This window comes from Rhizobium indigoferae (assembly GCF_034554815.1).
Lineage (GTDB): Bacteria > Pseudomonadota > Alphaproteobacteria > Rhizobiales > Rhizobiaceae > Rhizobium > Rhizobium leguminosarum.
In genome coordinates this window covers 3,140,479-3,160,707 of sequence record NZ_CP140635.1, presented here as the reverse complement: position 1 = coordinate 3,160,707, position 20,229 = coordinate 3,140,479, and the positions used below count along the sequence as shown (strand labels likewise).

The following is a 20,229-nucleotide window of genomic DNA, read 5'->3' as shown; positions in this document are numbered from 1 at the left end:
AATCATCATTAAGGGGTACGTTATGATCGTCCGGCATTGGCGTTCGGTTCTATTGGTCTGCACGGCAGCCACAGTTGTTCTTCCTGTTTCGCAGTCTTTCGCGCAAAGCGCTCCGGCAACCACGCCACAAGCCACGACGGATCACAGCACCGTCCTGCAGAAGATCGTCGTCAAGGGCAAACGCGTGGCGCCGGGCAGCGTCGCCGACACGCCGCTTGCGACCGAGATCACCGCCAAGACGCTGGAAGAAAAGCAGGTCACCAATTTTGACGATATCGGCCGCAGCGTCGATGCAGGTGTGAACTATTCACGCGGCGACGCGGGCTTCAACCTGCGCGGCCTTTCCGGCGCTCGCATCCTGACCACCATCGACGGCATTCCGATCCCGTATATTTCGAATAGTTCGCGCCAAGGCGCTTTCGCGCCGGCCAACGCCAATGGCGGCGGCGACACCTTCGATTTCGATTCGCTTTCCTCGCTCGATATTGTGCGCGGCGCGGATTCGAGCAAGGGAGGCTCGGGAATGCTCGGCGGCGCCATCGTTCTCAATACGCTCGAGCCGGAGGATCTTATTCCCGAAGGCCGGGATTGGGGTGCGATCGTCAAGTCGACATACGACAGCGAAGACCGCAGCATTTCCGGCTCGGCGGCGGCTGCCAAGACGATCGGCAACACGTCGATCCTGTTTCAGGGCGGCTACCGCAAGGGCCATGAACGCGACAATATGGGTGACAATGACAGCTATGGCCGTCCTCGTACCGAGGCGGATCCCGCCGATTTCGACCAGCACAACCTGCTCTTCAAGCTGCGCCAGGAGCTCGAAGGTGGTCACCGCATCGGCCTGACGGCCGAACGCTTCCGGCGCGATCTCAAGACCGACCTGCGCGAGCTCCAGGGCGGCACTACGCCCCGCAACTTCCTGATCGACAATTATGACGGCCGCGAATTGCGCGACCGCGACCGCGTTTCTCTCGATTACGATTATGAGGCGCAGTCTTCCGACGCATTCTTCAGCAGTGCGCGAGCCACGCTTTACTGGTTGGATTTGAAGAAGGAAGCCGGCAGCAGAGGCCGTACGACTGCCAATGTGGCTTATGGCCGTAACAACCAGATAGAAAACGAAACCTGGGGCTTCAGCGGCACGGCGACGAAGGATTTCGAATATTCCGGTCTCAGCCATTCCGTTCGCGTTGGTCTCGACGTGGGCGTTTCGAGCTGGAGCCAGTATAGCTGGGCCCTTTGCCCGACGCCCACAACGTGCCCGGCGCTGAACAACCAGGCGGAGGTGCCCAATGTCGACAGCCAGAATCTTGGGCTGACCTTCGAAGACAAGATCGAAATCGGCAATACCGGCTTCGCGCTGACACCCGGCTTTCGCTTCGACTGGTTCAACTACAATCCCTCGACCGGCGGAAGTTTCGCAAACAATACCGGGCTTACCCGTTTCGGGGACCTGAACGATCGGACGGAAGCCGGCCTGTCGCCGAAGATTCTTGCGACATACGAGCTGACGCCTGACGTGCAGATTTACGCACAGCTGGCAGTCGGTTTCCGTGCACCCACCGTGGACGAGCTTTACAGCCGCTTCTACAACCCGACGGGTCGTTATGCCCAGCTTGGCAATCCTGATCTGGAACCGGAAATCGGCCGCGGCGTCGAAATCGGCGCCAATTTCGACACGGGCGATTTTACCGGTCGGATTGCGGCTTTCCACACCCGCTACCAGAACTTTATCCAGACGGTGACGAGCGTCGACGCGACCGGCTTCACGACATTTAATTACACCAACGTGTCTGCCGCCACGATTTCGGGTGTTGAAGCCAGTGCCGTCAAGACGTTCAACAACGGCATCAACCTGCATGCGTCGCTTGCCTATGCCTATGGCCGCAACGAGGATACAGGCAAATACTTGCGATCGGTTGCTCCCTTCAAGGCGATCATCGGCGGCGGTTGGAGCAACGACAACTACGGTTTCGATCTTTCCTCGACGCTTTCGGCAGCCATGCCTGACGACGATGTTGCGGCCACATTCGATGCGCCCGGTTATGGTGTCGTCGATCTGACGGCATGGTGGACGCCGGAACAGTTGAAGGGTCTGCGGATCCAGGGAGGTGTCTACAACATCTTCGATCAGGAGCATTACAATGCGCTCGCCGTGCGCGACGTCAACCTGACCTCGGTGACGGCGTCGCAGCCGCAGGAGTGGTATTCGGAGCCGGGCCGTACGTTCAAGGTGTCGATCACCAAGACTTTCTGATCACGATCACCTCTTCAAGGCTGGGGAGGGGCGGCTTTCGGGCCGCCCTTTTTCATTCCCGCATTCGCCTCTTGCGCAATGGCTGATCTCAGGCTAACAATTTTTCCATGATCAAGTCCTTGAACATTGCAGTTTGGTGGTGGGTTCGCTAAGGCGGCCTCGACCAATCGTGTTCAAAGACGACGAGTGAGCCGCCCGAAACTTCGAGGCGGCTTTTTTTGTTTTATGGCCGCCTGTCGTCCGGGCCCCGATAACGGAGTGGAACAATGGTAACGATCCTGCGGGATGATGGTGCGGAAATCTACGAGACCAAAGGCGGCATATCAGTCACGCGGCAGCGGCGGGCGATCCCCTACGGCGATGCGGTCTCTTCCTATGTCGACAAGCTCGACGAGCGCCGCGGTGCGGTGTTTTCGTCGAATTACGAATATCCGGGCCGCTATACGCGCTGGGATACCGCCGTCGTCGATCCGCCGCTCGGCATCTCTTCCTTCGGGCGCGACGTCTGGATCGAGGCCTATAATGAACGCGGCGAGGTAATCCTCGGCTTCGTGACCGAGCGGCTGAAGACGGTGTCCGACATCGTGCTCGGCGCTTCTTCCGCCCGTCGCCTCGACCTCGCCGTCAAGACGCCGGACCGGGTGTTTACCGAGGAAGAGCGCTCGAAGATGCCGACGGTCTTCACCGTGCTGCGCGCCATCACCGACCTGTTTTATTCGCAGGCGGATGCGAGCCTCGGGTTCTACGGCGCCTTCGGATACGACATCGCCTTCCAGTTCGACGCGATCGATCTGAAGCTGACGCGACCCTCCGACCAGCGCGACATGGTGCTCTACCTGCCGGACGAGATCCTCGTCGTCGACAACTACGCCGCCAAGGCCTGGGTCGACCGTTACGACTTCGAAAAAGACGGCGTGACGACCGAGGGCAAGGCCCAGGATATCGCAGCGGAGCCCTTCAAACACACGGATGCCATTCCGCCGAAGAGCGATCACCGGCCAGGTGAATATGCCGAGCTCGTCACCAAGGCGAAGGAAAGTTTCCGCAAGGGCGACCTCTTCGAAGTCGTGCCCGGGCAGAAATTCATGGAGCGTTGCGACAGCAAGCCGTCCGACATTTCCAAGCGGCTGAAGGCGATCAATCCGTCGCCCTATTCCTTCTTCATCAATCTCGGCCATCAGGAATATCTGGTCGGCGCCTCGCCCGAAATGTTCGTGCGCGTTTCCGGCCGTCGCATCGAGACCTGCCCGATTTCGGGCACGATCAAGCGCGGTGACGATCCGATCGCTGACAGCGAGCAGATCCTGAAGCTCCTGAATTCGAAGAAGGACGAGTCCGAGCTCACCATGTGCTCGGATGTCGACCGCAACGACAAAAGCCGTGTCTGCGAGCCGGGTTCGGTCAAGGTGATCGGCCGCCGGCAGATCGAGATGTATTCGCGCCTCATCCACACGGTCGACCATATCGAAGGGCGGCTGCGCGACGACATGGACGCTTTCGACGGTTTTCTCAGCCACGCCTGGGCCGTCACCGTTACCGGCGCCCCGAAGCTCTGGGCGATGCGCTTCATCGAGAGCCATGAAAAAAGCCCACGCGCCTGGTATGGTGGGGCGATCGGCATGGTCGGCTTCAACGGCGACATGAACACCGGCCTGACGCTGCGCACCGTGCGCATCAAGGACGGTATCGCCGAGGTGCGCGCCGGTGCGACGCTGCTCAACGATTCCATTCCTGACGAAGAAGAAGCCGAAACAGAACTGAAGGCCTCTGCCATGCTTTCCGCCATCCGAGACGCCAAGACCGGCAATTCCGGCAGGGTCCAGCGCGACGTCGCGAGCGTCGGCAAGGGCGTCAGCATCCTGCTCGTCGATCACGAGGACAGCTTCGTCCACACGCTCGCCAATTACTTCCGCCAGACGGGGGCGACGGTTTCCACCGTGCGCACGCCGGTGCCGGAGGAAATCTTCGACCGGTTGAACCCGGACCTCGTCGTGCTGTCGCCCGGACCCGGAACGCCCAAGGATTTCGACTGCAAGGCGACGATCAAGAAGGCGCGGGCGCGCAACCTGCCGATCTTCGGTGTCTGCCTCGGTCTGCAGGCGATCGCCGAAGCCTATGGCGGGGAACTGCGCCATCTGGCGCTGCCGATGCACGGCAAGCCGTCGCGCATCCGCGTGCTGGAGCCAGGTATCGTCTTCTCCGGCCTTGCCAAGGAGGTGACGGTTGGTCGCTATCACTCGATCTTTGCTGATCCCTCGACGCTGCCGCGCGAGTTCATCATCACGGCGGAAAGCGACGACGGCACGATCATGGGCATCGAACATGCCAAGGAGCCGATCGCCGCGGTGCAGTTCCATCCGGAATCGATCATGACGCTCGGTGGCGATGCAGGGATGCGGATGATCGAAAATGTCGTGGCGCATCTGGCACGCAAGGTGAAGACGAAGGCTGCCTGACCGCGATTTCGACTGGCCCTTCCTACTGTGGGAAGGGCCGGCCATTGGGCCGTCGGGCCGCGACTTGACTTCTTCCGGCAAATCAGAACATTTCAGGAACGATCAATTGGAACCTATATCGCCGTGGCCAATGCTGAAAAGTTCATCGTTCTCCCTTACCGCAAGAACCGCGGCAATCTCGTGCCCGGCGAAATGCGCCAGGCATCGAACTCCGTCAGCGCGGAAAAGATCGCTTCGGCGATGGCTGAGCGTTTCGTCGGCGTGGCCGCCTATGCCGTGATCGTCGACGAGGAAACCGGCGACATGTCGTCGCCGCGATTGCTTGCACGATATGGCGAGATTGCCGATCTCAACGCCGCCTGAGGCGCCGTTTTCACCATGGAGACGTCGCTCTACCTGCCGGTCAAAGCGTTCCTGGAGGCGGCCGGTTATGTCGTGAAGGGCGAGGTCGGCGGATGCGATCTCGTCGGCTTGAGCGGTGCCGAACCGCCGGTCGTGGTGGTCTGCGAATTGAAACTCTCCTTCAACCTCGAACTGCTTCTCCAGGCGGTCGATCGCGCGGCGTTGAGCGATGAAGTCTGGGTTGCGGCCCGCGTTTCCGCCAAGGGCCGCGGGCGAGAGGCCGATAGACGCTACCGCGATCTCTGCCGAAGGCTCGGTATCGGCATGCTCGGCGTCTCCGATGGGGGCGAGGTCAGCGTCATCGTCAGTTCCGTCTCGCCGATGCCGCGCACCAATCTGAAACGGCGCTCGCGCCTCGTCAGGGAGCATCAGCGCCGCCGTGGGGATCCCGCCGTCGGTGGTGGCTCGCGGGCGCCGATCATGACCGCCTATCGCCAACAGGCGCTGCTCTGTGCTTCAGCACTCGCCCAGGGACTGGTGCGGCCGCGGGATATGAAGGCGCTTACGCCCAAGGCCGGCTCGATCCTGCGTGACAACGTCTACGGATGGTTCGAACGCGTGGACAAGGGCGTCTACGCCCTGACGTCTGTAGGGCAGGCTGCTCTTTTGCGCTGGCCGCAATCTTTGCTCTCCGACCCCGCTCCTTGAGCCGCGCTGTACCGGGCATCGGGATCGCTCGTTGGGGCTGTTTTCCGGCCGGGGACGGTAACGCCTGTGAAGGGCGTGTCATTCCCCTTTGACAAATCCTCCATCATCGCCCATATCACCCTCAACTGAACCGCCTGCGCGACATTCGCGTGGGCGGTTTTGCGTTTCAACGGCTTAGATGCTGCAATTCATTCGCAACCGCAGGGGGACGATATGAGTGACAACGGCGATCTTACGGTTCGGAAGCTGGCGATGTGGGGGATCCCACTGTCGCTCGGCGTCATGGGTCTGAAGATGGTGGCGTGGTGGGTTACCGGGTCGGTGGCGCTGCTGTCGGACGGGCTCGAATCGTCGGTCAACGTCGCTGCCGCCTTCATCGCCTTCTTCGTGATCCGCTATGCGCAGAAGCCGGCCGATCACGATCACCCCTTCGGCCATCATAAGGCGGAATATCTGTCTGCCGTGACCGAGGGCGTGCTGATCGTCGTCGCTGCCCTGCTGATCGTCGACGAAGCCGTCGGTTATCTCGCCGAGCCGCGCATGCTGGACGCACCTGTGCTCGGGCTTGCGATCAATTTCGCGGCCGGTGTCATCAATGCGGTCTGGGCGCGGTTGCTGATCAGAACCGGACGCAGGCATCGGTCGGCGGCACTGACGGCGGATGGACAGCACATCATGTCCGACGTGGTGACCTCTGTCGGTGTGCTCGTCGGTCTGCTGCTGGCGCTGGCAACGGGCTATGCGATCTTCGACCCGGTGCTTGCCATTCTCGTTGCCGTCAACATCCTCTATCAGGGCTGGAAGGTGATCTCGCAATCGATTGGCGGGCTAATGGACCAGGCGGTGGAGCCGCAGGAGGAAGAAGCGATCAAGCAGGCGATTGCCACCCATGCGGCGGGTTCGATCGGCGTGCACGACCTGAAAACGAGGCGGGCAGGCACCGTCACCTTCATCGATTTTCACATGGTGGTGCCCGGTGGGATGTCCGTGCGGCAGGCGCATGATATATGCGACCGCCTTGAGGATGCCATCAGGGCAGTGCACGAGGGCGCCACTATCGCAATTCATGTGGAGCCGGAGGGCGAAAAGGCTCACGGCATCCGCGTCAAAGTCGTCAAGGAGGCATAATGCCGAGTACCGATGTTTCCAGCCTGTCGATGCTGGGTCAGCAGACCGAAACCGCGCAATCACCGGAGGAGGCGGTGCTTGAAAAAGTGCCGTCCAACCATGCCGGCACCGATTACGTCGTGCGCTTCACCGCGCCGGAATTCACCTCGCTCTGCCCGATGACCGGGCAGCCGGATTTCGCTCATATCGTCATCGACTACATTCCGGGCGAATGGCTGGTGGAATCGAAGTCGCTGAAGCTCTTCCTGCATTCCTTCCGCAATCACGGCGCTTTCCACGAGGATTGCTCGATCTACATCGCCAAGCGCATCGTCGAACTGCTCGATCCCCGGTGGCTGAGGATCGGCGCCTACTGGTATCCGCGTGGCGGCATTCCGATCGACGTCTTCTGGCAGACGGGCACGCCGCCGGAAGGCGTGTGGCTGCCGGAACAGGGCGTTGCCAGCTATCGCGGCCGTGGGTGAGTTGCGTTCGGGCGCAGCCCGAGCAATCGATCCAGTGAATCGATTGCAGCAGCGAACGCCCTGAGCCCAAGCGAAGGGCCGGGCGACGGTGCGGCAATGTAAAGCCAACGGCCGCCCATTCTTTGGCCGCTAGATCTCACACATCCGTAACGTCATCGTTGGACGAATCGTCAATATAATCGTCGTCGCCGTCGTCGTAATTGGCCTGCTGCACGTTGGCGTTGTCGACGTCCTTGTCGCCGGCGTTATCGGAGGCCTGGCGGGTGTCGTCATTGCCGTAATAGTTGTTGATGACGGTTTCCTCGGTGGGGGCGCTGGCATTGCCGAAGGGATTGGCGCCGAAGGGCGAGCCCCAGCCGAGCGAGGACATGTGGTTGCCGAAGATGCCGCTCAGCGAATTGGCAAGCAGCATGCCGCCGGCAACGCCCGCTGCCGTGCCGAGTGCGCCGCGCAGGAAGCTGCCGCCGGCCGACGGCGCATAGGCCTGCTGGCTCCAGGGGCCGGTCGGCTGTTGTGGCGTCTGGCGGACATTGCCGTCGCCGGGATCGTCATAGCTGCGGGACTGGCCCCAAGGACCGGGGTTGGACGGAACGGGGGCCGGCTGCTGCGTCTGGGTGTTGCCGAAGATCGAGCTCAGGAAGCCGCCGCCCTGTTCGGCCTGGCGGTGTTCGCTCACGCCGGCTTCCAGCTGGCGAACATGCTCCTCGAGTTCCTTGATGTGGTTGGCGGCCGCCTCCAGCCCCTTTTCTTGAACAATGACGGCCTGGGCCAGATAATAGGTGGCCGACGGCTGCTCACGCGTCGCTTGGTCGATCAGGGCTTCGGCGTCGCGGTCGCGCGGCGTGGCTGCGGCGGTGCGCACGCGGTCGAAGAGGGCGGTCAGCAATTGGCGTTCTTCGGGTGACATTGTCCTGCCTCCTAATGATCTGATGCGGCATTTGCCGCGTGAGGCTGAGGTAGGAACCGATTTAGGCTTTTCAAAGCCTTTCGCCGTTACAATTCAGTAAGGCTTGCAGAACCGCGCGCGGCTTCTTAAGGATATCTCCATCGCTTCGGTGCCTTGTGTTTTTCCCGCATTGTTTTAGGCATTGAGTCGCACTATGTGCGAGGAACCCGAATTCATCTCCAAGAGGTTCGAATGAACGACGAAGACCAGGACGACAAGACGAAGGAACTGCCGCTCGGCAAGGAAACGGAGGCGAATCTTTTCAAGTCGCGTTCGATCTTCATCTACGGACCGATCAATCAGGAATTGGCGCAGAAGGTCTGCTCGCAGCTTGTGGCGCTTGCTGCTGCCAGCGACGAGGACATCCGCATCTATGTCAATTCGCCCGGCGGCCACGTCGAATCCGGCGATTCCATTCATGACATGATCAAGTTCATCAAGCCGAAGGTCTGGATGATCGGCACCGGTTGGGTCGCCTCCGCCGGCGCACTGATCTATGTCGCCACTCCGAAGGAGCGGCGCCTGTGCCTGCCGAACACGCGCTTCCTGCTGCATCAGCCCTCCGGCGGCACGCGCGGCATGGCATCCGACATCGAAATCCAGGCGCGCGAGATCATCAAGATGAACGAGCGTCTGAACAGGATCATGGCAGCGGCCACCGGCCAGCCGCTCGACAAGATCGACAAGGATACGGATCGCGACTACTGGCTTTCGGCCGAAGAGGCGAAGGAATATGGCCTCGTTTCACGGATCGTGACGTCGCAGGCCGATATCTGAGTTTTCTCAGCCAAAACTGCAAGAACCCGCCCTTGCCTGCCGATCGCAGGTGAGGGCGTTCTGTTTTCGGATAGTGCTAGCGGCAAGGTCTGAACGGAAAGCAGTGAATCCGGACTTGCGCCTGCGACAACCATCATGCTCCATGCGCCATTCGCGCAGCTCGAGTCCCGCCATGCTCAAAGATTTTTCCGTCCAAGCCCTGTTCATGGGGTTGCTGACCGCCTTCGTCGGTTCCGCCAGCTCCTTCGCCGTTGTGCTGCACGGGCTGCAGGCGGTCGGCGCTACGGATGTACAGGCGGCTTCCGGGCTGATCGCATTGTCGATTTCCATGGGCGTCTGCGCGATCGTGCTAAGTGCCGTGACCCGATTGCCGGTCAGCATCGCCTGGTCGACACCGGGTGCCGCACTGCTCGCAAGTACCGGGGCGATCGAGGGCGGCTTCAATGCGGCGGTCGGGGCATTCCTGATCTGTGCTGCGCTGATTATCGTTGCGGGACTGTTCAAGCCGCTCGGGCGGGCGGTTGCTGCCATTCCGGCACCACTCGCCAATGCGATGCTTGCCGGTGTGCTGATCGGCCTCTGCTTCGCGCCGGTGAAGGCGATCGGCTTCAATCCGCTGTTCGGCCTGCCGATCGTCGTCGCCTGGATCGTCGTCGGCGCCTTCAAGCGGCTTTGGGCGGTGCCGGCAGCACTCGCGGCGTTCGTGCTGGTGCTCGCCTTCGGCGTCGATATCCCTGACGATGCGCTCGGCTCGCTGGAACAATCACTGGTGCCGACGGTGGAGATCGTCCGGCCGGTGTTCAATCTTGCCGGCCTCATCTCGATCGCGCTGCCGCTCTTCATCGTCACCATGGCCTCGCAGAACATTCCGGGTATCGCGGTGCTGAAGGTCAACCACTACGATCCAAAGCCCGGTCCGCTCTTTGCCGTCACCGGTTTCTTCTCGCTGCTGTCGGCGCCGTTCGGCGGCCACGCGGTCAATCTGGCAGCCATCACCGCGGCAATGTGCGCCGGACAGGACGCCCATGCCGATCCGAAGCGGCGCTATTGGGCGTCACTGATCGCCGGCGTCGGTTATATCATTCTCGGGCTGCTCGCCGGCGCGGTGACGGCCTTCGTCGCGCTCGCACCTTCGATCCTGATCGAGGCGGTAGCGGGGCTGGCGCTGGTCGGAGCCTTCTCGTCCTCGGCAATGTCGGCCTTCCAGGCGCCGGACTCGCGAGAGGCGGCGGCAATCACCTTCCTTGTCACCGCCTCCGGCATTTCCTTCGGCGGCATTTCCGGTGCCTTCTGGGGCCTGATCGCGGGTGGGCTGATGCTGGCGCTGTCGCGGTTGGTGAAGATTTGGAAAGACCGAGCTCAGTCGAGGTAACGGAAGGTCGTTGTGCTCTCCAAATGCCGGATTCTGGCGCTTTCAAGCAGCTCCGCCGGCAATAGCTGGGCAGTTCGTCGAATGTTGGCGGCCACCAAAAGCCGGCCAAGGACTTGCCAGCTTTACCGTCCGAGGCTATAAGCGCGGGCATGAAGACCACTGGCGCCAGAATTTCTGACACGATTACACGCGGCCGCATCGCCCTGCGTGACAATACGCGCGCCCTGACCTCGCTTCTTCTCCTCGGCCTTACGCGCGGTTGCCGGGTCCTTTGAGGAGCGCCCGGCGGCCGAAAGCCCGCCCGGCCCATCGCTCCTCGCGACTCACTTTCAAAATTGACCTAACGACCGACAAGGTCCGCATTTGTTTATCGCCAAGCCCGACGTGATCGGCTAAGAGCGGGCAAATGCCGGGACGAGGAGACGATACGATGGACGCGAAGACGCAATCTTCCCAAAATAAGGTGGCCTCCACAAACAAGACGGCCCCCGCAAAAGGCATGCCCGACGCCGCCGTGAAATACCGGGCCTATCCGCAGGTGAACATTCCCGACCGCACATGGCCGACGAAGACCATTACCAAGGCACCGGTCTGGTGCTCGGTCGACCTGCGCGACGGCAACCAGGCGCTCGTCGACCCGATGGGCCACGATCGCAAGGCGCGCATGTTCCAACTGCTGATCGAGATGGGCTTCAAGGAAATCGAGATCGGGTTCCCCTCGGCTTCGCAGACCGATTTTGACTTTGCCCGCTGGTGCGTGGAGGAGGGCAATGTGCCCGACGACGTCTCCCTGCAGGTATTGGTACAGTGCCGCCCGGAACTCATCACCCGTACCTTCGAAGCACTGGAAGGCGCAAATCGGCCGATCGTGCACTTCTACAACTCCACCAGCGAGTTGCAGCGCCGCGTCGTCTTCGCCAAGGATGTGCAGGGGATCAAGCAGATCGCCGTCGATGCCGCCAAGATGATCACCGATATGGCCACGAAGGCCGGCGGCGGTTACCGTTTCGAATATTCGCCGGAGAGCTTTACCGGCACCGAACTCGATGTGGCGCTGGAGATCTGCAATGCCGTCATCGAGGTCGTCAAGCCGACGCCCGATAACAAGCTGATCATCAACCTGCCGTCCACCGTCGAGATGGCGACGCCGAACGTCTATGCCGACCAGATCGAATGGATGTGCCGCAACCTCGACAATCGCGAGAACCTGATCGTTTCCCTGCATCCGCATAACGATCGCGGCACCGGCATTGCCGCTGCCGAACTGGCGTTGCTGGCTGGTGCCGACCGCGTCGAAGGCACGCTCTTCGGCAATGGCGAGCGTACCGGCAATGTCGACATGGTGACGATGGCGCTGAACATGTTCACGCAAGGCGTCGATCCCGAGATCGACTGCTCGAATATCGAGCGCATCAAGGAAGTGTTCGAATATTCGAACCAGATGGCGATCGGCGAGCGTCATCCTTACGTCGGCGAGCTGGTCTATACGGCCTTCTCCGGCTCGCATCAGGATGCGATCAACAAGGGTATGAAGGCAGCACAGGTCGCCAATCATCCCGTGTGGGAAGTCCCGTACCTGCCGATCGATCCGCGTGATGTCGGTCGTTCCTACGAGGCGATCATCCGCATCAACTCGCAGTCCGGCAAGGGCGGCATCGCCTATATCCTGCAGCAGGATTACGGGCTGAACCTGCCGCGCAACCTGCAGGTGGAATTCCGCGAGGATATCCAGCGCATCACCGACGTAGAGGGCAAAGAGCTTCCGTCCCGGCGCATCTATGACCGCTTCATCGAGCGCTACGTGACCCAGCCGGAAGGGCGCCTGCGCTTCGTCGACCATCACACCTATCCTGACACTGAGCACAAGGGCCAGCGGATCGTCGCAGCCGAGATCACCGACAATGGGGATATCAAGCGCATCGAAGGGCGCGGCAACGGTCCGATCGACGGCTTCATCAACGCGCTGTCGCATTATCTCGGCATCGAGATGTCGGTCGAGGACTATTCCGAGCATTCGCTCCAGCATGGCTCGAACGCAGCGGCGATCTCCTACGTCGAGACCTCCTATCCCGGTGGCAAACTTTTCGGCGCGGGCATCAATACCAACATCGTCGCAGCTTCGCTGGAGGCGATCGTCTCGGCCGCCAACCGCGTGCTCGACGTGAAGGCTGGCAAGGCCTGATTTCGGCAGGTCTCAGGCCGCGATCGCACTACTGCATAATTCCTTAGATCGGAATCGATTTAAGGATAAAATTATGCAGCAATTCAAAATGTTACAACGCCCTTTGCGCGTCTGAAAAGACGCGCGGCGCTGTAGCGCTGCGCGGCCTGACGATGAAGTCGGCGATCTCGTCGGCCTCGTCGCGCGCCTCGGCGTGCCGCTGACCCCATTGGCAGAGCGCCAGCAACACCGGTTCGAGACCGAGGCCGAGTTCGGTCGCGCTGTATTCGACGCGGCCGGGGACTTCGGCGAAGATCTGGCGGGCGACCAGCCCGTGCTCCTCCATCTCGCGCAGCTGCTGGATCAGCACCTTCTGGGTGATGGCGGGCATCATCCGCTTCAGCTCCGACAGACGCTTCGGGCCGGAGAAGACGTAATAGAGGATGACTGGCTTCCAGCGCCCCGAGATCACCTTGAGCGCGCGTTCGACCGGCAGTTCCGGCAGTCTTTTCATCGGCTCAGCCATGGTCACCTCCTGGTGGGTAGGGCACGAAAGAGTGTGTATTTTTGCCTGATATCCTATTGCTAAACCTGCCCCACGCCAATCAGACGTGAGGTTCATCTGCCATGAAAGCCGTTCAATTCACTCGCTTCGGTCCGCCCGATGTCCTCGAGCTCGTGGAACTGCCGGTTCCCGAGCCGGGCCCGAGCGAGGTTCTCATCCGCGTTCACGCGGCGGGTGTCAACTTCTTCGAGGTGTTGATGCGGGCCGACCGCTATGCCGCAACGCCTGACCTGCCGATGTTTCCCGGTGTCGAGGTCGCGGGTATAATCGAGCGAGCAGGGCCTGGTGCCGACCGCTCGCTGATTGGCACGCGGGTTGCCGTTCCTCTCTTTGCGATCGGGCGCGGTTCGGGCGGTTATGCCGAGTTCGCCGCGGTCGATGGCGGGGCGGTGGTGCCGCTGCCCGACGCGGTCTCCTTCGAGGCGGCTGCCGCGCTGATGGTGCAGGGGTTGACGGCGCTGCACCTCCTACGCCGCAGTCCCGTGAAAGGCAAAATCGTTCTCGTCAACGCAGCAGCCGGGGGTGTTGGTTCTCTGCTCCTGCAACTGGCGAGGCGCGACGCGGCGAAGATGGTGATCGCAGCGGCGAGCAGTGACGAAAAGAGGGCGCTTTCCCTATCTCTCGGCGCCGATCATGCGGCCGATTATACGGCGCCCGGCTGGCAGGAGGACGTCAAGAGGCTGACCGGAGGGCTCGGCGTGGATATCATCTATGAAACCGTCGGCGGGGCGTTTTCACGGGCGGCGCTCGATGTGCTGGCGCCTTGCGGCGAGCTGGTGCTGGCGGCGATGGGGCGGTTTGGGCTTGAGGCGGCCGATGTCGGGCACATGCTTGATGACAATCAGTCAATCAAGGGATTTTCGCTATTGCCGCTGCTGACGCCTGAGGGTGTGCGGGAGGATCTTGCCGCGCTCTTCGAGCTTGCCGCAGCGGGCGCCTTGACGGTTACCGACGGCGGTCGTTTCCCACTGCATCAAGCGGCGGAAGCGCATCGCGCCATCGAGGAGCGGAGGGCGGTCGGCAAGGTGGTGCTGGTGCCTTAAGTCAAAGAAGGCGAGCACGACGTCGTGCGAAACCGCTCGTCATCATGCTCCGGCAATCAGATCGCGGTGGCGATCTCCATGGCAAGCTGGCCGAGCGTTGCTTCGGCGGAAGGGCCGGCGAGCACGTAGGAGGTGCCGGCATTGTGCCAGGTCACGAGGCCGATCTCGTCCTTGATCGTTTCCTTGAAGTCGTCGGTCTCCGGCGGCTGCGCGTCCTTGCGGAAGCAAATGGAGATGATGTCGCCATCGGCATTCGAATAGACGAGCTGCCCGACAGGGCGGCTGTCGCCGAGGATGACGCGCGCGCCCTGGAAGGTCCAGGCTTCTGCGCTCAGATCCGGCACGCGGAAGGGCACGCCGATCGCGGTCGTCAGCCAACTGGAAATTTCCTCGGCCTGCGAGGCGGGCACTTCGACGAGATGGCGGGGCTGGCGGATCAGCAGGCGCTGATAGGCGGTGACGTCGCCGAGCCAGTCGTTGGTATTGGCCGGAGCCGGATTGGTGGTGGCCGTGGTGGCAATCTCGTCGGCATCCGGGGCGGTGCCGACGAAATAGCCGATACCGCAACCGACGGCAAAGAGAATGAGGGCGGCGGCCAGCGCCTGCGGGCCGCTCGGCGCCAGTTTCACTTGCGGGCGCGTGGCGCGCTGGGCGATCGACGTTTTCGGCGGTTGCGTGCTCTTGATGGAACGGACGAGGGCGAGCGGCACCGGCTCCTTCAGGATATCGTCCAGGCGGCGGCGGCCGAAATCAGCCCCGTGGCGCAGCTTCTCATGCAGCCGGCGCGCATTCTCGTCGCTTGCCAGACGCTGCTCCAGTTCGTGCCGCTGTTCGGGCGAGACTTCGCCATCGAGAAGGGCGGTGAGCTGGGCTTCGAGCGGCAGTTTCCTAAGATCGAGCAAATTCAGAACCTGTGGATCGGGTGGGTGCCGGCAAGCCCGGCAAATTGCAGCCTTGCGGTGGCGAGTTGCGAGACGACGTTTGCCACCGGAATGCCCATGATGTCGGCCGCCTGCTGGTAGCTGTGGCCTTCGACGTCGACAAGCAGGAACATGCTGGAAACGCCATCCGGCATATCGGAAATCATGTGATGGATGGTGTCGGGATCGACCGCGGCCGAGCGTTCACGCGCGGCCTCGCGAATATCGGTGACGTTGCCGCGGACGGAAGCCTTAGGCTTGCGCTTGCGGTTGTCGTCGGTCCATTGCTGGCGGGCAAGCGTGTAGATCCAGCTTTCCAGCCGGCCTTCGCCGCTCCATTGATGACCTTTGGCGATGGCGCGCTGACAGACGGACTGAACGAGTTCATCGGCCACAGCAACCTCACCCGCGAGCGTGATCGCGAAGCGGCGGAGGCGGGGCAGGAGGCCGACGAGATCACGCCGGAGATCGATGGTCGTTGCGGGCTGACGCATTGTCTATCCAAGAAGCATTCACAATGGTTTCGCGGTCGAAGGGTTCACCCTCGGCGCGAAGCCGACATGGTTGGCGCCGGCGATACATGTGCTTTATGAAACAAGTCTCCTGCACTTCGCAAGCATCCGGTCGTCTTCATCCCTCTTTCCCAAGGGATTTTCGTATTGTGGCCCGCAAAGCTTGCGTCAATATGTCTTGTAGCCGTTCAAGCTTTGCAGCAGAGCGCGATAGGCCCAGGTGCCTTCGCCGCCGCGATCACGGATTTCGACCAGCTGGACGCGGGCGCCCTGGATATCTCCCTGTTCCACCAGCGCCATGCCCATGTAGGAGCGAGCGAGGATGTAATTCTCATCCGCCTGCAGCGCCTTGCGGTAGTAGGACATGCCGAGCTCCATGCGGCCGGCCTTGCGGTTGGCGTAGCCGAGATAGTTCAGGATGCGCGGGTCGTTCTGGTTGCGGGCGAGATTGAGCACGGTGATGGCGTTGTCATACTGGCCGGCATAGGCAAACTCGCGGGCGAACTTATAGAGATCGTCGTCGTTGAAGCTGCTCTTCTTCGGGTTGACACATTCCTTCTTGGCCTTGTCCCAGACCTTGCCGCCGGTGCAGGTCTTGGTCGTCTGGGTCTTCGGCGGCGGATTGGTGTCATCGTTGTTGTCGCCGACCGCGAAAGCGGCCGTGGCGAAGCCGAAGGCAAAGCCGGCGGCGAGCGAAAGTCTGGACAGGTGACGGAAAGAAGAAGTCATCGGCACGCTCCGTTCTCAGGCAATGCAGTTGCTCGAATTGTACGCTTACCACTAAAAATACCAAGAGGGTAAGCAACCTCCACGGCAAATGTTGCAGCGGTGGCCGGATCTCCTCGCAGATCGATTCAAGTGCTGCATAAATAGAGTCCGGACCCGGCGCTAAGGTGCGAAAATATTGGCACTTTCCGGCATCACCGCGTCGCCGGCCCTGTTGAGGCTGAAGCGCTCGCCGCTGAGCTCCCAGGCGCCGGGAGAGCCGTCGATGGAGAAGAGGTTGTAGGCGGCGGGCGGCTTGATGCTGCCCGGTCCCTGCGAGGCTGACGCGACGCCGACGACCGGCACTGGCTGCACCTGGCCGCGCAGCCAATGCAGCGTGTTCAGGTGCGTATGGCCGTGTAGCACGAGTTCGGCGCCGCCCGTCGAAATCACGGCAGCGAAGCGGCGGATGCCGATCATCCGTTTGTAGAAGGCCGTGGCGCCGCGGATCGGCGGGTGATGGATCATGACGACGCGGAAGAGACCGGCTTCGCCAGCCGCACGCAGTATGTTGACAGTATCGCGGGCCTGTCGCGCGCCGAAAAAGCCAGATGCGGCGAAAGGAGGGGTGGCGACCGCCGTCGAACAGCCGACAATCGCGACTTTGCCGCGGACGCGCAGATAGGGGAAGATATGGCGGTCGTCCTGCCATTGCGGCGGGGCCAGATCGCCGCGGACATAGTCGTACCACGCGCGCATCGACTTCTCATAGGCGCCTGGCACATAGGCGTCATGATTGCCGGGAACGACTGACGTGTTCGCGGGATCGCCGAGCGCGCGCAGCCATGCGGCCGCAGCGCGGATCTCAATGCCGCTCGCCAGATTGACGAGGTCGCCGGTGACGGCCACGTGATCGGTCTGATGGGCGCGGATGTCGTCGAGCAGCAGATCCAACGTGCTGCCGAAAAGGTGCTTGCGTCGATTTCGATGCCAGTTCACAAAGCCTGTTATGCGTTTTGAAAACAGCTCCTGAATGGAAAGACTGGGCAACGGCCCAAGGTGGACGTCGGAGATATGCGCGAGCTTGAACATGTTACGAGACATAGACCAGCTTATTGACAAATCAAACACATCGGGCGCGATGAAGAGCTGAAACGGAGCGATAGTGGATAAAGAGAACAGGCCCCTCTACACGAGGCTGGCGTTGCGCCTGCTGCATGTCTATTTCAGTTTCGTCCGCAGCATGACCGTGGGCGTGCGGGCCGCCTGTTTCGATGAAGATGGACGCATCTTTCTCGTGCGCCACAGCTATATCGGCGGCTGGCATATGCCGGGCGGCGGGCTGGAGCGCAACGAGACGGTCGAGGAAGCGCTTGTCAAGGAATTGCGCGAGGAGGGCAACCTTAGGATCATCGGCAAGCCGCAACTGATCCAGGTCTATTTCAATACCACGACGACAAGGCGCGACCATGTCGTCTTCTATCGGGCGACCGTCGAGCAGACGGCGCCGCGGCCGCCGGACTGGGAGATATCCGACAGCGGCTTCTTTTCCCTCGACAGCTTGCCCGAGGGCACGACCAAGGCGACGCATCGCCGCCTCGCCGAGCTTCGGGGCGAGCAGGAGCCCGATCACTGGTGGTAAGAAGTATCAGGCGGCATTTAGCCTGGCGCGGCCATGCGGGCTGTCGAGATCGAGCGCCGGACCGACGGGGACGATGCCGGTCGGATTGATCGTCTTGTGGCTGCGGTAATAATGCTGCTTGATGTGGTACAGGTTCACCGTCTCGGCCACGCCTGCCGTCTGGTAGAGGTCCCTGAGATAGCCGGGCAGGTTGCGGTAATCGGCGATGCGGCGGATGTTGCACTTGAAATGGCCGACATAGACGGGGTCGAAGCGCACCAGCGTGGTGAATAGGCGCCAGTCGGCCTCGGTCAATCTGTTGCCGAAGAGGTAGCGGCCCTTGCCGAGGCGTTCGTCGAGCGTGTCGAGTGTTTCGAACAGCTTGCCGACATTTTCCTCATAGGCTTCCTGGGTGGTGGCAAAGCCCGCTTTGTAGACGCCGTTGTTGACGGTGTCGTAGACGGTGGCGTTCAGTGCATCGATGTCGGCCCGAAGGTCCTCGGGATAGAAATCAGCTGTCGAGCCGGTCAGCCCGTCGAAGGCGCTGTTGAACATGCGGATGATCTCGGCGGATTCGTTGCTGACGATCGTGCCGGTCTTCTTATCCCAGAGCACGGGAACGGTGACGCGGCCGGAATAGTGCGGATCGGCCCTGACATAGATCTGCCAAAGCGCGGACGCTCCGAAGAGGTGATCGCCGGTGGCGCCATCGCCGACCTTAAATTCCCAGCCGTTCTCGACCATCAGCGGATCGACGACGGAGACCGAGATCAGCTCTTCGAGCTTCTTTAGCTTGCGGAAGATCAGCGTGCGATGCGCCCAGGGACAGGCGAGCGAGACATAAAGATGGTAACGCTCGGCCTCGGCCTTGAAGCCGCCGCTGCCGGAAGGGCCGGCCTCACCGTCTGATGTCACCCAGTTGCGGAACTGCGAGGGCTGCCGCCTGAAATGGCCCTTGCTCTCCTTCGTGTCGTACCAGGCGTCATGCCAAACGCCGTCCACCAGCATTCCCATGGTCTACATTCCCTTGATTGCGTGTTGGAATGGAAGATATCGCAGATGGCAGGGCTTTACAGGCGGCAAAGATTGAACAGTGCGTCACGTCGTGCATTTTGCGTTGGACGGCGGAAATTTTTCCTGCTATCGGCCTTTTCACGATTTTCGGACCCCTGCTTGATGTTCATTTCCAGAAACCCGCGACGACGCTGATGCTCCCGAACGCCCAAGGCGTGTTCGAGACCCATCAATCTGTCCATCCGGTTTCTGTCATCATGTACAAGCACGATCTCGTCTACCTCACTGAAGACGCGTCCCATGACGCCGCCATCGAACACATCAACGAAGAAGCCTTCGGTCCAGGCCGCTTCACGCGCGCTGCCGCGCGCATCCGTGAGCAGGGACCGCATGACCTGTCGCTTTCCTTCATCTGCACCGATAACGGCGAGACGATAGCCTCCGTGCGCATGACGCCGGTACTGGCCGGTACAGTGAAGGGCCATCTGCTCGGCCCGCTCGCCGTCCGTCCCTCTCACAAGAACAAGGGCATCGGCCGGGAACTGGTGCGGATCGCAGTGGAGGCGGCAAGTCGCAAGGGCTCGGAAGCTGTCATCCTCGTCGGCGACCCGCCTTATTACGGACCGCTCGGCTTCGAGAAGGTCGCCTACAACGCGCTTTCTTTTCCAGGCCCGGTCGATCCCCGTCGTGTGCTCGTCGTTCCGATCGCCGAGGGCGTGCACGAGCGGCTGAAAGGCACGATCGCCTGGCGCGGATGATTTAGAGCGCCGTGCGCGGACGCACAAAGGACCTCTAACTCTTTCGATCCTCGCATCCTGCTAGAGGCTTTTCCGGAGGAAGCTGCGCGTGCGACCTTCCGGGAAATCCTTGAGCTCTCCGAAAATCTCATAACCCTGACGCAGATAGACGCGCAGAGCCTGAGGGCTGAACGTGTCGATCCAGGCGCCGCGGCACCCTCGCGCCCTGGCCTCTTCTTCCGCCTTTGCGAGGATATTGCCTGATATACCGGTGCCGCGCAGTGTATCGGGAATATAGAGCATCTGGGTGAAGAGCCAGCCCCAGGCGGTAAAGCCGGAAAGACCGCCCGTCACCTTGCCGTCGGTGTCGCGGATGAGGACCGCAAGCGGCCGGCGATCCGAGGGGCCGACATCGCTGTTGTTGAAGGCCGAGAGCGCATCGGTGATCACTGCTAGTTCCTCCGGCGAGGGCGAAGCGGTGAGCTCGAATTCCGGCATGAG

20 protein-coding genes are annotated in these 20,229 nt (G+C 61.6%); 12 read left to right on the top strand and 8 right to left on the bottom strand.

What is annotated here, in order from left to right; all coding sequences use genetic code 11:
* Positions 1 to 22: 22 nt before the first annotated feature.
* The 6 genes from U5G49_RS15920 to queF all read left to right on the top strand — a co-directional run bounded on the left by U5G49_RS15920 (position 23) and on the right by queF (position 7,355).
* Positions 23 to 2,257 carry a TonB-dependent hemoglobin/transferrin/lactoferrin family receptor gene (locus U5G49_RS15920; RefSeq protein WP_193443435.1) on the top strand — a complete coding sequence of 745 codons (2,235 nt, stop codon included), beginning with the start codon at positions 23 to 25 and terminating at the stop codon, positions 2,255 to 2,257.
* Between the two features lie 266 nt (positions 2,258 to 2,523).
* Entirely contained in the window at positions 2,524 to 4,713 is a 2,190-nt protein-coding gene (locus tag U5G49_RS15915; RefSeq protein WP_113542370.1) for an anthranilate synthase, read from the top strand.
* Positions 4,714 to 4,836: 123 nt separating this feature from the next.
* Positions 4,837 to 5,076: a hypothetical protein gene (locus U5G49_RS15910; protein ID WP_003561395.1), complete on the top strand. Its 240-nt coding sequence runs from the start codon at positions 4,837 to 4,839 to the stop codon at positions 5,074 to 5,076.
* 15 nt (positions 5,077 to 5,091) lie between these two features.
* Positions 5,092 to 5,763 (top strand): DUF2161 domain-containing phosphodiesterase, encoded by a 672-nt coding sequence (locus U5G49_RS15905; RefSeq protein ID WP_193443437.1) that lies wholly within the window; start codon positions 5,092 to 5,094, stop codon positions 5,761 to 5,763.
* 213 nt (positions 5,764 to 5,976) lie between these two features.
* Positions 5,977 to 6,891 carry a CDF family cation efflux transporter EmfA gene (emfA, locus tag U5G49_RS15900; RefSeq protein ID WP_018243077.1) on the top strand — a complete coding sequence of 305 codons (915 nt, stop codon included), beginning with the start codon at positions 5,977 to 5,979 and terminating at the stop codon, positions 6,889 to 6,891.
* On the top strand, positions 6,891 to 7,355 hold the full coding sequence (gene queF / locus U5G49_RS15895) for a preQ(1) synthase (protein ID WP_183619217.1): 465 nt from the start codon (positions 6,891 to 6,893) through the stop codon (positions 7,353 to 7,355). Before emfA ends, queF begins: the two co-directional genes overlap by 1 nt.
* Before the next feature lie 136 nt (positions 7,356 to 7,491).
* Here queF and U5G49_RS15890 read toward each other — a convergent pair whose 3' ends face one another.
* Complete coding sequence (locus tag U5G49_RS15890; RefSeq protein WP_193443439.1) at positions 7,492 to 8,262, bottom strand: DUF2076 domain-containing protein; 771 nt, start codon at positions 8,260 to 8,262, stop codon at positions 7,492 to 7,494.
* A gap of 231 nt (positions 8,263 to 8,493) precedes the next feature.
* Between U5G49_RS15890 and U5G49_RS15885 the strand changes: the two genes are divergently transcribed.
* The 3 genes from U5G49_RS15885 (at position 8,494) to leuA (ending at position 12,632) form a co-directional block, all read left to right on the top strand.
* Positions 8,494 to 9,078: an ATP-dependent Clp protease proteolytic subunit gene (locus tag U5G49_RS15885; protein ID WP_003561390.1), complete on the top strand. Its 585-nt coding sequence runs from the start codon at positions 8,494 to 8,496 to the stop codon at positions 9,076 to 9,078.
* Positions 9,079 to 9,220: 142 nt separating this feature from the next.
* Positions 9,221 to 10,450 (top strand): benzoate/H(+) symporter BenE family transporter, encoded by a 1,230-nt coding sequence (locus tag U5G49_RS15880; protein ID WP_193443441.1) that lies wholly within the window; start codon positions 9,221 to 9,223, stop codon positions 10,448 to 10,450.
* 430 nt (positions 10,451 to 10,880) lie between these two features.
* Complete coding sequence (gene leuA, locus U5G49_RS15875; RefSeq protein ID WP_047618613.1) at positions 10,881 to 12,632, top strand: 2-isopropylmalate synthase; 1,752 nt, start codon at positions 10,881 to 10,883, stop codon at positions 12,630 to 12,632.
* A gap of 91 nt (positions 12,633 to 12,723) precedes the next feature.
* Here the strand turns inward: leuA and U5G49_RS15870 are convergent, their stop codons facing one another.
* The gene (locus U5G49_RS15870; RefSeq protein WP_193443443.1) at positions 12,724 to 13,233 is read right to left on the bottom strand and encodes a winged helix-turn-helix transcriptional regulator; all 510 of its coding nucleotides are present in this window, start codon (positions 13,231 to 13,233) and stop codon (positions 12,724 to 12,726) included.
* 5 nt (positions 13,234 to 13,238) lie between these two features.
* Here U5G49_RS15870 and U5G49_RS15865 point away from each other — a divergent pair, with 5 nt between their 5' ends.
* Positions 13,239 to 14,219, top strand: a complete 981-nt coding sequence (locus U5G49_RS15865; RefSeq protein WP_193443445.1) for a quinone oxidoreductase family protein — start codon at positions 13,239 to 13,241, stop codon at positions 14,217 to 14,219.
* 56 nt (positions 14,220 to 14,275) lie between these two features.
* Here U5G49_RS15865 and U5G49_RS15860 read toward each other — a convergent pair whose 3' ends face one another.
* The 4 genes from U5G49_RS15860 to U5G49_RS15845 form a co-directional block, all read right to left on the bottom strand.
* A complete protein-coding gene (locus U5G49_RS15860) occupies positions 14,276 to 15,121 on the bottom strand; it encodes an anti-sigma factor family protein (protein WP_018243070.1) in 846 nt (281 codons plus the stop codon).
* Between the two features lie 2 nt (positions 15,122 to 15,123).
* On the bottom strand, positions 15,124 to 15,633 hold the full coding sequence (locus tag U5G49_RS15855; protein ID WP_018243069.1) for an RNA polymerase sigma factor: 510 nt from the start codon (positions 15,631 to 15,633) through the stop codon (positions 15,124 to 15,126).
* 186 nt (positions 15,634 to 15,819) lie between these two features.
* Positions 15,820 to 16,380: a tetratricopeptide repeat protein gene (locus tag U5G49_RS15850; RefSeq protein WP_018243068.1), complete on the bottom strand. Its 561-nt coding sequence runs from the start codon at positions 16,378 to 16,380 to the stop codon at positions 15,820 to 15,822.
* A 159-nt stretch (positions 16,381 to 16,539) separates the two neighbouring features.
* Positions 16,540 to 17,448: a metallophosphoesterase family protein gene (locus U5G49_RS15845; protein ID WP_193443534.1), complete on the bottom strand. Its 909-nt coding sequence runs from the start codon at positions 17,446 to 17,448 to the stop codon at positions 16,540 to 16,542.
* A 73-nt stretch (positions 17,449 to 17,521) separates the two neighbouring features.
* On the opposite strand from U5G49_RS15845, the gene U5G49_RS15840 reads away from it, so the two are divergent.
* Positions 17,522 to 17,998 carry an NUDIX domain-containing protein gene (locus tag U5G49_RS15840; protein WP_018243066.1) on the top strand — a complete coding sequence of 159 codons (477 nt, stop codon included), beginning with the start codon at positions 17,522 to 17,524 and terminating at the stop codon, positions 17,996 to 17,998.
* 6 nt (positions 17,999 to 18,004) lie between these two features.
* Here U5G49_RS15840 and U5G49_RS15835 read toward each other — a convergent pair whose 3' ends face one another.
* On the bottom strand, positions 18,005 to 18,991 hold the full coding sequence (locus U5G49_RS15835; RefSeq protein ID WP_018243065.1) for a glutathione S-transferase family protein: 987 nt from the start codon (positions 18,989 to 18,991) through the stop codon (positions 18,005 to 18,007).
* Between the two features lie 194 nt (positions 18,992 to 19,185).
* Between U5G49_RS15835 and U5G49_RS15830 the strand changes: the two genes are divergently transcribed.
* A complete protein-coding gene (locus U5G49_RS15830) occupies positions 19,186 to 19,749 on the top strand; it encodes a GNAT family N-acetyltransferase (protein ID WP_193443447.1) in 564 nt (187 codons plus the stop codon).
* A 60-nt stretch (positions 19,750 to 19,809) separates the two neighbouring features.
* Here the strand turns inward: U5G49_RS15830 and U5G49_RS15825 are convergent, their stop codons facing one another.
* The gene (locus U5G49_RS15825; RefSeq protein WP_018243063.1) at positions 19,810 to 20,226 is read right to left on the bottom strand and encodes a GNAT family N-acetyltransferase; all 417 of its coding nucleotides are present in this window, start codon (positions 20,224 to 20,226) and stop codon (positions 19,810 to 19,812) included.
* Between the last annotated feature and the right edge of the window lie 3 nt (positions 20,227 to 20,229).